The organism is Roseibium sp. RKSG952, assembly GCF_009711355.1.
The window spans coordinates 50031-63868 of the sequence record NZ_SMMF01000959.1; the positions used below are offsets into that span (position 1 = coordinate 50031).

Consider the following 13838-nt stretch of genomic DNA (forward strand, 5'->3'; position numbering starts at 1 on the left):
ATCCCAGCCCATTTGGCGCACGATGGCACCTTGGTCGCGGATCAGCCACTCGTCATTGATCTGATTGTCGATGGCATGGCAGTCGGCCAGAATCCGATAGCGCAGCTTGGTGTCGGTCGGTTTACCATATACACCCTCGGCCAAATGCGTAGCCGTCGAGATGATGCGATGCGAACTCAGCATCCCTTCTTCCGGTGTGCCAGACCAGATCACATCCTCGCCCAGCAACTGCCGATCCGGAAACTCGGCCAGCGTCGCCATGGTTGCGCCAATAACATTCTGATTGCCCAACACCACCGAACCGGGTGAGCGTACCACAATGTCTTCGCTGTAATACTCATGCAGTGTCGCGATACCCCGATCTTCCCAGATCTCTTTGGTGATACCGATGATATAGTCGGGGAAATCCCGAAACTTGGGATCAAAGCCTTTCATGAATTCATCCTTTGAGGTGTCCAGCCTTTAGGCAGACGTGCCGATGTGCGCACGATCAGCGGCCCATCAATGGCGACTTTGCGTGCCGCCGCAGCTGTCGGGTTTTCGATATGATCCAGCAGGGCATCAACGGTCTCGGAAACCATCAAATTGGCCCGCTGACGAATGGTCGTAAGGTTGTAGGCAAGCCATCCGGCCTGAGGGACGTCATCGTAACCAACGACAGACACGTCTTCGGGCACGCGCATTCCCAGCTCGAAACGGATGACATCCATTGCGGCCAGCGCCATATGGTCATTGGCGACGAATACTGCATCGGGTCGTTTTTGCGGCTCGACGTCAAACATCCGACGTGCAGCTAAACGCGCTTTCTCGGTGTGAAAATCTCCGATTTCGTGCGCATACAATTTCTGGCCCGCATCGGTGAGCGCAGCGCGGAAGCCGGCCTCGCGGTCCCGCTGGGTTGAGGCACCCTGCCAACCGGCAATGTAGGCGATACGACTGTGCCCGGCGGCGATCAGAAATTCCGCAACTTTGCGACCACCGGCATAGTTGTCAGAAGTAACAGACGTGATCCCGTCGAGGTCCTGACTGCGGTTGAACAAAACCACGGGCACACCTGCCTGCTGGCAGCGGGTGGCAATGTCTGAAGACATCGCAACGGATGCCAAAACGACGCCATCGACTTGATAATCAAGGATTTCCTCCATCACGTCGTCAATGTTTCCAGCGGTTCTGGAGGCCATGAAAATCAGGACGTGATAGCCCTGTTCCTGCAAGGCATTAGACAGTTTCTCAAGCGCCTCGGGGTAGAAGTAATTATCCAGATAGGCGACCACCAAACCGATGATCCTGCTTTTGCCGGACACCATCGCGCGTGCCAGTACGTTGGGGCGATATCCGAGTTCAGATGCAGCCTTGCGCACTTTTTCTTCGGTCTTTTTGCTGACAGAGGCACCGGGCGTGAAAACACGGCTAACGGCAGACTGGCTAACGCCGGCCAATTGGGCAACCTGGAGGGATGTTACTTTCTCAGCCATCAGTCTGCCGTCCAACCTCCGTCAATCAACATTGAGGTGCCGGTAACCAGCGCCGAGGCGTCCGATGCGAGGTAGCGTACCGCGCCCATGATGTCTTCGACTTCGCCCACGCGATCCAGTTTGATCTTCTCCATGATCCACGCGGCACGTTCAGGATTGTCGAATGTGGACTGGGTCAACGGCGTTCGGATGAAAGTCGGACAGACCGTATTGATCCGAATGCCCTGTTTGCCCCATTCGATGGCCATGGATTTGACCATGCCCTCCAGCCCATGCTTGGTCGCGCAATAAAGCGCCCGGTCGACCCCGCCAACATGCCCCATCTGGCTGGAGATGTGGATGATCGAACCTGGCTTTCCTGCCTTGATCAAAGCGCGGGCAGCATTGGCCGACAAGAAGTAGGCCGAACGCAAATTGACGTTGGTGACAACATCAAAGTCATCGGGTGTTGTCTCGATAGCCGGGCTGTGGCGCGCCACGCCCGCTGAATTCACCACGATATCGAAGGGACGGGTATCGAAAAGCTGTTTCAGGGCGTCCAGATCACCCTGATCCATCACAAGCGCTTCGGCAGACCATCCCTGCTCTTTCAGAGCGGTAACTGTCTCATTCAACCGATCCGCCCCTCTGGCCGCGCAAACAACATGTGCACCCGCCTCGGCCAGCGCTACCGCGCACCCCTGTCCGATACCCGAGGAGGCTCCGGTCACAAGGGCGGTTTTTCCACTCAGAGAAAATGAAGGGGTGCGCGGCAGTTCAGTCATCAGCTCATTCCATCCGGTATTTCAATACGACCCATATTTCGGGCTTTATTGAATTCACGCAGACGGGCAAAGACGTCAACGCCAAGCTGACGGTACGCGTCCAGCAAATCAACGAGCACCCAGTTTTCCCGGATCTTACCGCCTTCCAAACGCCAGAAATCCAGGCTGCGCATGGTGATCTTCTTACCTGATGGCGCGATACCCATCCAACCGTCATCTGTGACGGTTTGAAGCATGTTGGGCCAGCCGGTCACGGCGGCATATTCCCCGTCACCAAAGAAATGGTAGGTAATGTCGTCTACATATTTTCCGCGGTCCGGCATACCGTTGAGAAACGGGATCTGATGCCAATTGCGGAAACCCGCTATACCGCGCCCGGTGCCAATTCCTGATGGACCGTACCAGTTCATGCGCGGGTGCCAGAACCGCTCCATCTCCATCACTTCAGGTCCACCTTCGGATGGGTGCTTTTTCAGATGATCAAGCATGTCGATGATGTGCTGGCAGGTCTGTTTTCCCTTAGCTGCATCATAAGGACCGGGGACAAAACCGTCCTGAGTGGCAGGCCCGGGGATGTGCCATTCACGGCCCAGACTTGGCGCCATCGGCCAGGCATTCGCCTGCATCATGACTTCGGGAATGTCCCACAGCGCCTGCATCTCGACAATCTTGCCGTTTTCAAAGCGGTAGAATTCATGAAACCGCATCGTGACCTGATGACCCGTTGGAGGGATGTCGAGCCAGGGGCCGGTGAAAACACCGGTGTAATACCCACCGCATCCGACCCAATCTGCGCCGAACTCATCCGGCCCGGCCATGACGATGTAATCCCGACGCTCAAGATCGGGCCAGGCGGCCAGCAAGTCCTTATAGCCGGTGTCATAGAAATCATCACTGCCGATGCTGTCCCCAAAGGGATGACACAGACGGAACACGGCATTCGGCGACGTGATATCCGCGAGGACCCGACGTACGCCAGCCTCGTTGAAATCATACATCGCGGCCCTGAGCGGTTCGATCAGGGCCTTGTGATGTGTGTGTTTGTCACTCATTCGGCAGCGTCCCGGTAAGGCGCTGGCGCACCGTAGGGAACATTAATTCCACCATATCGACGTACACGAACGTTGCACTGTTCAGCGTGACCAACGAACCCTTCAAGCATGCACAGGCGTGAGCCATACTCGCCGATCAGCGTTGCCGCCTCATCAGTGAGAACTTTTTGGTAGCTATGTGTCTTCAGGTACTTACCAACCCAAAGACCGCCAGTGTATCGCCCGGCCTTCTTGGTTGGCAGCGTGTGGTTGGTACCAATCACCTTGTCCCCGTTCGAAACATTGGTGCGCGGCCCAAGGAATAACGCCCCATAGCAGGTCATGTTTTCAAGGAACCAGTCGTCGCGGTCAGTCATCACCTGCACATGTTCCGAGGCAATGTCATCGGCAACCTGCAGCATCTCGTCATAGGTGTCGCAGACAATCACTTCGCCGTATTCATCCCACGACACTTTGGCGGTGTCTGCTGTTGGAAGGATACCCAGTAGACGGTCAACTTCGGCCAGCGTGTCTTCGGCGAGTTTGCGCGAATTGGTCAGCAGCACACAGGGGCTGTTGTACCCATGCTCGGCCTGACCAAGCAGATCCGTGGCGCAGAGTTCTGCATCAGCCGCAGTTTCATCAGCGATGACCATCGTTTCGGTTGGACCTGCGAACAAGTCGATACCAACACGTCCGAACAGCTGACGCTTGGCCTCGGCCACGAACGCGTTGCCGGGACCAACCAGCATGTGAACGGGATCGATCGTCTCGGTACCCAGTGCCATCGCGCCAATCGCCTGAATGCCGCCCATGACATAGATCTCATGCGCGCCACCAAGGTGCATTGCTGCAATCACAGCTGGATTTGGCTTACCGTTGAACGGAGGCGTGCAGGCGATGATGCGCGGAACACCGGCGACCGAGGCTGTAGCCACTGACATATGCGCCGACGCCACCATCGGGAACTTACCTCCGGGAACGTAGCAACCCACGGATTGCACAGGGATATTCTTATGCCCCAGAATGACACCTGGCAGAGTCTCGACCTCGATATCCAGCATCGAGTCGCGCTGCGCCTGGGCAAAGTTGCGCACCTGTTCCTGCGCGAATTTGATATCGGCCAGCTCACGATCGGACAATTGCCCGATCAGGTCATCAATTTCCTGTTGGCTCAGGCGGAACGAAGCAGGTGAGTAGCTGTCGAACTTCTCACTCAGCTCACGCACCGCTGCATCACCACGAGTTTCAATGTCTTTCAGCGTCGCCTCAACCACGGCGCGGGTCTTGGCATCGTCTTGTGCCCGGTCAGCATCGGATTTGCCGCGTTTAAGATACTCGATTGCCATGTTCTCAATCCTCAGTTTTCGGGCCGGGGTGGAAGTTTTTCCCCCCGGTCAAATGCTTCCCAACCTTCACCGTTGAACACATCAACGCCCAGCTGTGCCGCAACATGGGCGAAATCGACATTGACCCAGTTGTCGACGATCTTGCCATCGACAACTTTCCAGAAATCCATGTAGCGGATTTCGACCCGTTTACCGGTGGCAGGAATCCCAAGAAACTCACCCGAATGGGTCGCTTCCTGACGTCCAAAAGCTGCAGCCCATTCACCCATGTACAGGCGCGCTTCGTCGATGCAGACCTTATCCGAGAACGCAGCCTGGAACGGGCGCTGCCAATTGTCCTGAAACTCTTGCAGGCCAGTCTTGGTGCCACAGCCCTGATTGCCCATCCATCGGAATCCTTGGGTGAAGAACTCTCCTATATCGTCGATGCGGTGGTCGTTCAGACCATCAACCATTGTTTCGATGACGCGGCGTGTGTCGTCGGTTTTGCTCATGTCCGTGTCGCGGGTCAGAACCGCTTGTTCGGGACGGGAACCTTTCATCTTTCTATCCTTTCAGGTTGCTGAGGGGAGGGATTGGGATATGCGACCCCAATGCTCAGAAAGTCCCTCGGCATCCTGTTCAGCGCCGGGTGGCGCGACATGGCGTTATGCCGGGCGTTCTTGCTCATCAGCCTTTCACCGCCCCGGCCGTCAGACCGCTGACAATCTGGCGCTGGAAAATCAGCACGAGGAAGATCAACGGCGCGGTGATCGACACGGCAGCGGCCACAGCAACGACCTGATCTGTTGTTGTCGTCTCGCGATTGAACATGCCAACGATGGCCGGAACCATGGTCTGGTTCTGCGCATCCAGCAGCAGTGCGGTGACCAGAAAGTCGTTATAGGCCAACAGGAAGCTGAACAGCCCCGTAGTGATCACGCCTGGCCACATCACCGGCATGATGACACGGCGGAAGGCCTGAAAGTGGCTGCATCCATCCACTCGGGCGGCCTCATCCAGCTCGGCCGGGATGTTCTGGAAGAACGAGCGCAACATCCAGATCGTGAAAGGTTGGTTGATCGCAACCAGAACAGCAATCACCGCGAAAGGCTTACCATACAAGGTCGGGGCGTTTTCACCCAAGATAGGGCTGAGCCATTCGGCCGAATTGATGAATACGGGCAGATAGCCTGCCACCAGAACCGAATGCGGCAATGCCCGAAACACCAGGGCGACGAGCAGGATCCAGAACGCCAATGTCGATCCGGAACGCGCCAAACCATATCCGGCCAGTGTTCCAACCGTCAGCGACACGGTAACCACACCGGTCGTCACGATCAGCGAATTCTTGAAATTGTTCGAAAAACCGCGATCGATCCAGACGGTCTTATAATGTTCCGTGGTTAGGCCAAGCACATCTCGTCCGAGAGGTCCAAAGAGTGGATTCAACACGTTCAGGACAGCAGGCAAGATGACAAAGAAGACCAGCAAAAAGCCGACTAACAGCGCCAGCACACCAATCAACCAGCCAAACCATTCCTGACCGGGCTTGGTGTAGGACTTTATCATCGAAGGCAGTGTCTTGGTGGCAGCGAAGATTGTGCCCCAGATCACAGCAATGCCCAGAACAATGTCGAGCAGTGACAATCCCTTTCCAACACCCAGCGTGGCAGGGCCGAAGATCACATTCAGAGCGTTGCTGTCGAAGGCATCGACCGGCGACTTGAAGCTCATCACCACGATCCAGAAGATCGGGAAGGCTGCGATCAGACACCAAAGCGCCAGAAAGATATTCGAGGTCAGACGCAGGCTGAACGGTTGGCGAAGCGCGCGTGAGGACATATCAGTGACCTCCTTTGTGATCGCGCCAGGTTCGACGCAGCGGAAGAATGAGCAGGATCACGACACCGATCATGGTCAGCATTGAGTTGGCCGAGGCCCGGCTGATCGATCGGTTGCCCGCCTGATCCGGCGTTAGGTAATCGAAGGTCAGCCACTGCAGCGAGATGACGTAGCCCTGACTTGAGAAGCCCACGATTTCTTCGAACACCCGGTAGGCGTCCATCAAGTGGATCATCGATACGAATATGATCAGCGGCATCAGGTGTGGAATGACAATGTACTTCAGGCGCTGCCAGCGGGTTGCCCCGTCAATCACGGCACTTTCGAGGCTGTCCTGATTGACCGTTTGCAGACCGGCATAGAAGACAATGGCGGCGAACGGTGCCACGTGCCAAACGCGGTAAAGCATCATCAGAACTTCAATGGTCCAGGCTTGGGCAAACAGGGCTATGTCTCGGTTCAGCCACCATTCCATCATCGCAGTGAGGATGCCGTCACCTCTGAACAGCCAATTGATCGACAGCACACCGATCACTGGCGTAATGATAAAGGGCAGCAACGATACAAAGATCACTGGCCCGCGAATAGACCGCGCCGCGTTGTTGATCAGAATTGCAATCCCTAGCCCGCAACCTACTACCAATGGCAGGGTGATCAGCGTGAAGGTCAGGGTAAACCGAAGCGCCTTCCAGAAGTTGATCGTGGACAATACATGCCAACTGCCGTCGCTTATGGCCCGCCACGCGCGTTCAGGCTCCAATACGTTACGATAGCTTTGCAAGCCAACATATTGGGTTTGGGTAATGACCTCGCCATGCTCGTCAAGCTTTGGCTGAGACACCAGCTCGGTCACACAGGTTTGCGTCAGGAAACCCGGGGTGCAGGTTTCTTTTTCGACCGTCTCATAGATCGGCTGAGTGATGTAAAAGCTCTGCTTGAACACGCTGACCAGAGGAAACGCAATGAAGAGAAGCATCATAAAGACAGAGGGGCCAACAAAGGCGGCAAATGTCCGGAAATTCATGGCTCTGCCTTTCTCATGATTCTCGAAGGGAGGGGACGGGAGGGCCGGAGCCCTCCCAGGGGAGGATCAGTTGCTGATCAGACCTGCTTCTTTCGCGGCAGTGACGTAGTCTGCCTCGATATCAGCCAGTGTTGTCTGTGCATCCTTGGCGCCGGTCAGATAGTCTGCCAGACCGTTACCCAGCGCGGTGTGCATGATACCCATCGGACCAGAGGCCGGATACGCCTTGGCACCGCCTTCAGCCGAAGCTGCAGCACCAGCCGCCAGGTCACCTGCTGAATAGGCAGGGCTCAGCCAAACAGCGACGTCATTGTTTGCGCTGACCATATCGCTGTCCATGCCCTCAAGGGCGACGCGGAAGGCGGCGTCGGCCTCTTCATCGCTCATGTTCGAAGCCAGAACGATACCGTCCCACCAGATGGTGGTCGCAGGTACTGCCGAACCCATTGGGGCCGCAGCCATAGTGACCTTGCCAACAACCTGGCTTTCGGCCTCATCGTTCATCGCAGCCGCCCGGCTGGCCCAGAGGTTCGCCATGGCGATCTTGCCCTGCTGGAACTGTTGCTGAACGTAGGTTGAGTCTGAAACCAGATACTCAGGATCCATGTACTCGGTCATGGCCTTCAGCGTTTCCAGCGCAGCTACGCCCTGCTCGTTGTTAATGGCAGGCATATTGCCATCGCCAAAGAACGAGCCACCCTCGCCAAGATACATGTTGACGAATTCCTGGCCGAGATTCCAACCGGTCTTGAACGTTCCACCGATCGGATAATCCATCACTCCCGCTTCTTTGATCTTGGCGGCAGCATCCAGAACGTCACCATAGGTCTTGGGTTCTTCGATACCCAGTTCGGCAAGCACGTCATCGCGATACATCAGGTGCTGTGCATTCACCATCATCGCGATCGCCATGGTCTTACCATCCACTTTGATCAACTGGTTGGGCAGCAAATCCTGACCATACTTCTCGACCAGATCATCCAGCGGACGGATCGTGCCAGCGTTTAGCAGTGGTACGAGAGTGGCGTTCGATACGCCGCCAATCTGATACAGCGCAGGATCTGCAGCAAAAGCTTCGGGCTGCTTTTCGCGGAATTCCTGATCCAGCGAAGCACTGAAGTTTCCGCATTCGGCCATCGCATCGGTGACGGCCTTCCACGCTTCAAAACCCGCCGAGAGCGATTTCAGCGGCACGTCATTTTCAAATGAACAAGCAGCCCAAGCGCCACTTGCAGCAATGGACATGGCACCTGCCATGAGGATCGTCTTGAGTTTCATGCGTTTCTCCCTGTCAGGATCGGTCCGTCGTCGACGTCCGGACCGGTGTTATGCCCGAATGGGCTGTTTGTGGGGTTGCTCCCCGATCCGCGCACCGCTTCCAGCTTCGAAGAGATGACAGATTTCGTTTGGCACCGAGAACGAAACGGTTTCGCCAATCTCGGCACGGAATGTTTTGTCCGCCTTTACGGAAACGAGCGCACCGCCAACCCGAACCGAAATCATGGTCGCGTCGCCCAACAACTCCAACGTATAAATCGGTGCGGTGATCTGGCCGTTTCCTTCAGCAAGGCATGCGTCTTCGGCCCTGAATCCCAGAGTCATGGGACCGTCTGGCGCGTCTACCGGAATTTCGACGTGTTCAGCACGGAACACTCCGCCCGCAACTTCGCCGTCCATCAGGTTCATCGCTGGTGAGCCGATGAAGCTGGCTACAAATGTATTCGCGGGCCGGTCATAGATTTCAGTCGGGCTTCCAACCTGCTGGACCACACCCTGTTTCATCACCACGACACGGTCAGCCAGTGTCATGGCCTCAATCTGGTCGTGGGTCACGTAGATGGTGGTGACTGCCAGTTCATGGCTCAGGTTCTTAATCTGCGCTCGGGTTGAAACCCGCAGCTTGGCATCCAGGTTCGACAGAGGCTCATCCATCAGGAACACGTTCGGCTCGCGCACAATGGCGCGTGCCAGCGCAACACGCTGCCGCTGACCGCCCGACAATTCAGCCGGCTTGCGATGCAGAAAATCATCCAGCTCGACCATCGCGCTGGCGCGGCGAACCTTTTCATCATGCGTTGACGGATCAATGCCGCGAACCTTCAATGGAAAGCGGATGTTCTCGTAGACGTTCATGTTCGGGTACAAAGCATAGCTCTGAAAGACCATCGCCACGTCCCGATCCTTGGGTTCCAGATCGTTCACTACTTTGCCATCGATCAGGATATCGCCTTCGGTGACATCCTCGAGCCCGGCAATCATGCGCATAGTTGTGGTCTTGCCACAGCCAGACGGCCCCAGCAGCACCAGAAACTCGCGGTCGGCGATTGTCAGATCGAAGTTGTGGACCCCAACAAAGGAACCCCAACGCTTACCGACATTACGCAGTTGAATTTCCGCCATGGTGCCCCCTGCTACGGATTCGTTTTGCATACGTTTGCAAAAACTGTAATCGGCACTCATCAATTCTGGCAAGACTTTTTTGCATACGTATGCAAAACTGGTTCAAAGCAGTGATTCATTGCTCCGATACAACAAGCGTAACGTACTGCAAAGAAACGGTAATACAGTGAGCTTCCAAAACGAGAAAAAACTCGTCTCTTCGTTTCATGACGAGCTAGACAAAGCAGATAGCGCAGATTTACCCTCAATATTTGAGCGATTCTGCGCGCAGGATTTACGGTGGCATGGCTTCCACCCATTCAATGAAATCACTGGCGGCGCGCACGTGGTGGACGCGTTTTGGCGACCTCTGAAACGCAGCCTGACACGCTTGCAACGACGGCAAGACATATTCTTTGCCGGAGAAAACTCTCTGGATGACAAGGGTGCTATCTGGGTTGTCTCGATGGGACATCTGATGGGTCTGTTCGACAAGCCCTGGCTGGGCATACGGCCCACCGGCAAAATGGCCTTTTTACGCTATTGCGAATTCAACAAAGTGTCTGAGGGAAAAATCACCGAGACGGCAATGTTCTTCGACATTCCCCATCTCATGGTGCAGGCGGGTCAGAATCCTTTCCCCCCGCAAACAGCAGCTCATCTTGTTCAGCCGGGACCACTGACTAATGACGGGATCTTGGAAAGGGATGCGCCTAAGGAAGAAGGTCAGCGCACCCTCGCCGCGATCAACGCCATGATTGCAGACCTTGGGCAATGGGACAGCGGGCTTTCGCTGACAGATGAGTTGGCTCGCACATGGCATGACGACATGATCTGGTGGGGTCCCGAAGGCATCGGCGCGACCTACACGATCGAACGTTATGCCAAGCAACATTCAGGCCCCTTCCGTGCGGCTTTTAAGGATAGGTCAAAAACCAATCACATCTGCCGTATGGCCGAAGGGCACTATGGCGGTTTTTTCGGCTGGCCGAATTTCACTGCAGCCCCAACTGGCGGCTTCATGGGCATGCCAGCGACCGGAAAGGCAGGTGAGTTTCGCGTGATTGACATCTATCGCAGGGGCGGCGACAAGCTGGCCGAAAACTGGATCTTCATAGATTTGCTGCATTTCTGGAAACAGCAGGGTGTCGATATCCTTGAACGGACTACCGGGATTGAGACGCCATGAGGATCGATGCGCATCATCATCTGTGGGACCTGAACGCAGTCCACTATCCGTGGCTGATGGAATCCGGCACGCCCCGGTTTTTTGGTGACCCAACTCCGATCCAGCGAGACTATCTTCTTCCCCAGTTCCGAAAGGATGCCGAAGCATACGATTTCAAGGCATCAGTTCACATTCAGGTTGGCGCTGCGGACCCATGGGCCGAGGCCAAGTGGGTCCAATCTGTGGCCGATCAGCACCCGGATTGGCCTCTGGCGCAGGTCGCTTATTGCGACCTGACCTCGGATGATCTGCCTGACCAGCTGGACCGCCTGCAATCACTTCCATCATTACGCGGCGTACGGCAGATCATCGGTCGGTCGCCAGGTGAGGACGCGAAATCAGGTACGAATGATCTGCTGGAGAACCCAAAGTTTCTGGCCGGTCTCAGAGAGTTGGGTGAGCGGGGCCTGTCATTCGATCTGCAGCTATTGCCGGAACTGATGGAACAGACTGCCCGGATATTGGAGCGCGCGCCCCGAACAAAAATCGCTTTGTGCCACGCCGGTTCCCCACATGATCGATCGGAAGATGGCCTGGATGCGTGGGCCATAGCGCTGGAAAACCTGTCTTCGATGCCTCAGGTTTTTTGCAAACTTTCAGGGCTTGGTATGTTTGATCACGACTGGTCAGCGGACAATGTCAGACCCATTGTTGAAACCTGCCTGTCACAGTTCGATCCTGAGCGCTGCATGTTCGGCTCAAACTTTCCGGTCGACAGCCTGTCCTCGACCTACGCAGAGCTCATATCCAGATACACTGCCCTCGTTCCCGATACTCAGTGGGAAGATATCTTCTACAGAACATCTGCAGGGTTTTACGGATTTGTAGCCGAGTAGACCAACGCAGTGCCGAACCGGGTCTTGGAACTATCTGCGCCAACGCAAGTGTGAGACCAACACATCTAATAGAGAATGACTGTTATCAGACATGTAGAAGCGGCAGCTTTGATGCTGCCGCTGCAGGACGAATTGACCCCAGAAACCGCCTAATTCCGGTCAGGCAGCAGGTGTCTTGAATTGCTGATCGAACAGGCTTCGGAAACTGCCATTCTCTTCCATCAGCTCCTCAAGGTTGCCCTGTTCGATAACTTCACCATCCTGCACAACCATAATTCGGTCCGCTTCCAGGATCGTTGACAGGCGGTGCGCAATCACGATCGTGGTGACATTCTCGGTCAGCTTATCCAGCGCCTCTTTGACCAGAGACTCGGATTCGGCATCCAACGCGCTTGTCGCCTCATCAAGCAGCAGAATTTCTGCATTCCGCAGAATAGCGCGCGCAATCGCCAGACGTTGCTTCTGACCGCCGGACAGGAATGCGCCATTCTCGCCAACCTCTGTGTCGTAACCTTCCGGCAATTCACTGATGAAATCATGCGCATGTGCCGCACGCGCCGCGGCCTTCACCTCTTCGTCAGTCGCATCAGGGCGCGCAAAACGCAGGTTTTCCATCACGTTGGTCGAAAACAGGAAAGTATCCTGACCCACATAGGATATTTTCCGCCGCAGCGATGCAAAGCTTACATCAAGCAAATCCTGACCATCGATTTCAACAGACCCTTCATCAGGATCATAAAACCGCATGATCAACCCAAAGATCGTGGATTTACCGCCGCCTGATTGCCCCACAAGAGCAGTGGTTTTACCTGCCTCGAAGGTTAAATTCATATCTTTGATGACAGGCAACGATCCCTGATAACCAAATGTCACGTTGTGCATCCGGATTTCACCCGGGCCCGAGCGCAGCTGTTTCGGCTCCGTGCTTTCACGCATCGGATCTTCTTCGTCCAGAAGTTCGAACATCATCCCAATCGGCACCAGCGCGGTTTCGATGACAACACGCATGCGCGACAGACGCTTTGCCGGCTCGTAGGCCATCAAAAGCGCTGTGATGAATGACATCAGCTGACCTGCTGTCGGTGGTTCCGACCCTGCGATTCCCATCGTACTGACCACAAGAACCCCGGCCACGGCAAGCCCGGCCAGAAACTCCATCAGGGGGCTGGCAATAGACTGCAACTTGGCAATGTCGTTGGAACGCTTTTCTACCGCAAGGATCGCCTCATCCATGCGCTCGGTCATGTGACCTTCCAGCGCGAACACTTTGATGACCTTGATCCCACCCGAAGTTTCCTGAAGCACACGGATGATCTCAGCCAGTGACTTGAGGTTGGACTGCATGATTTTTCGTACGCTTTTCAGCAAGTAACGCACGCTCAGCAACGCAATCGGGCCCACGACGAAGAACAGCACCGAGAGAACAGGTTGCTGATAGACCATGACGAAAACGAGACCCACCAGGGTAAGGGCGTCGCGTACGAAACTGGTCACGATCACATCAACCAGCTGCCGCGCGGCCTGTGCGCCATAGGTCACGCGCATCAGGAGTTCCGAGGACTCAACCTTGGAATAGAAGTCAACACCGCGCCGAAGCAGCTTTCGATATACGTTCTCTTGCTGCACCGCGATGATACGGTTACCCGCACGCGCCAGAAAAACAGACTGTATGTATGAAGCGACCGCTTTGGTGAAAAACAGCGCAACCACACCCAACGCGATCAGATGTACCTGAGACCGCATATCTGGGTTGGTCATGGCATCGACGATGTTTTCCATCATCCAGGCGGTGCCCGCAGTTGTACCAGCAACAACGGCCATCGCAACCATCGCGATACCGTACAGCCACCCTTGACCACGGATACTGTCACCTACCAAACGGCCGATATAGCCGGATCGCCATTTCGTCCAGGCTTTCCTGATCATTC

At 55.5% G+C, this 13838-nt stretch carries 13 protein-coding genes; 2 read left to right on the top strand and 11 right to left on the bottom strand.

Annotation, left to right across the window (positions count from 1 at the left end):
- From E1297_RS50555 to E1297_RS40345, 10 genes are all read right to left on the bottom strand, one after another.
- Positions 1 to 435: ester cyclase (locus tag E1297_RS50555; protein WP_244328066.1), on the bottom strand; the 435-nt coding region annotated here is incomplete at its 3' end.
- Complete coding sequence (locus E1297_RS40305; RefSeq protein ID WP_209016290.1) at positions 432 to 1475, bottom strand: LacI family DNA-binding transcriptional regulator; 1044 nt, start codon at positions 1473 to 1475, stop codon at positions 432 to 434. The genes E1297_RS40305 and E1297_RS50555, both read right to left, overlap by 4 nt.
- A complete protein-coding gene (locus E1297_RS40310) occupies positions 1475 to 2239 on the bottom strand; it encodes an SDR family NAD(P)-dependent oxidoreductase (RefSeq protein WP_155148320.1) in 765 nt (254 codons plus the stop codon). Before E1297_RS40310 ends, E1297_RS40305 begins: the two co-directional genes overlap by 1 nt.
- Positions 2239 to 3291 carry an ester cyclase gene (locus tag E1297_RS40315; RefSeq protein WP_155148322.1) on the bottom strand — a complete coding sequence of 351 codons (1053 nt, stop codon included), beginning with the start codon at positions 3289 to 3291 and terminating at the stop codon, positions 2239 to 2241. The genes E1297_RS40310 and E1297_RS40315 overlap by 1 nt, the downstream gene beginning before the upstream one ends.
- Positions 3288 to 4619 (bottom strand): histidinol dehydrogenase, encoded by a 1332-nt coding sequence (gene hisD / locus E1297_RS40320; RefSeq protein WP_155148324.1) that lies wholly within the window; start codon positions 4617 to 4619, stop codon positions 3288 to 3290. Before hisD ends, E1297_RS40315 begins: the two co-directional genes overlap by 4 nt.
- Before the next feature lie 11 nt (positions 4620 to 4630).
- Entirely contained in the window at positions 4631 to 5161 is a 531-nt protein-coding gene (locus E1297_RS40325) for an ester cyclase (RefSeq protein WP_155148326.1), read from the bottom strand.
- 127 nt (positions 5162 to 5288) lie between these two features.
- Positions 5289 to 6443 carry a carbohydrate ABC transporter permease gene (locus E1297_RS40330; protein ID WP_155148328.1) on the bottom strand — a complete coding sequence of 385 codons (1155 nt, stop codon included), beginning with the start codon at positions 6441 to 6443 and terminating at the stop codon, positions 5289 to 5291.
- A 1-nt stretch (position 6444) separates the two neighbouring features.
- Entirely contained in the window at positions 6445 to 7467 is a 1023-nt protein-coding gene (locus E1297_RS40335; protein ID WP_155148330.1) for a carbohydrate ABC transporter permease, read from the bottom strand.
- 66 nt (positions 7468 to 7533) lie between these two features.
- A complete protein-coding gene (locus tag E1297_RS40340) occupies positions 7534 to 8745 on the bottom strand; it encodes an ABC transporter substrate-binding protein (protein WP_155148332.1) in 1212 nt (403 codons plus the stop codon).
- A 48-nt stretch (positions 8746 to 8793) separates the two neighbouring features.
- Complete coding sequence (locus E1297_RS40345; RefSeq protein ID WP_155148334.1) at positions 8794 to 9867, bottom strand: ABC transporter ATP-binding protein; 1074 nt, start codon at positions 9865 to 9867, stop codon at positions 8794 to 8796.
- A 325-nt stretch (positions 9868 to 10192) separates the two neighbouring features.
- Between E1297_RS40345 and E1297_RS40350 the strand changes: the two genes are divergently transcribed.
- Both E1297_RS40350 and E1297_RS40355 read left to right on the top strand, forming a co-directional pair.
- Entirely contained in the window at positions 10193 to 11035 is an 843-nt protein-coding gene (locus E1297_RS40350; RefSeq protein WP_368669827.1) for an ester cyclase, read from the top strand.
- Entirely contained in the window at positions 11032 to 11910 is an 879-nt protein-coding gene (locus tag E1297_RS40355; RefSeq protein WP_155148336.1) for an amidohydrolase, read from the top strand. The genes E1297_RS40350 and E1297_RS40355 overlap by 4 nt, the downstream gene beginning before the upstream one ends.
- Before the next feature lie 159 nt (positions 11911 to 12069).
- On the opposite strand, the gene E1297_RS40360 is transcribed toward E1297_RS40355, so the two are convergent.
- On the bottom strand, positions 12070 to 13836 hold the full coding sequence (locus tag E1297_RS40360; protein WP_155148338.1) for an ABC transporter ATP-binding protein: 1767 nt from the start codon (positions 13834 to 13836) through the stop codon (positions 12070 to 12072).
- Positions 13837 to 13838: the final 2 nt, after the last annotated feature.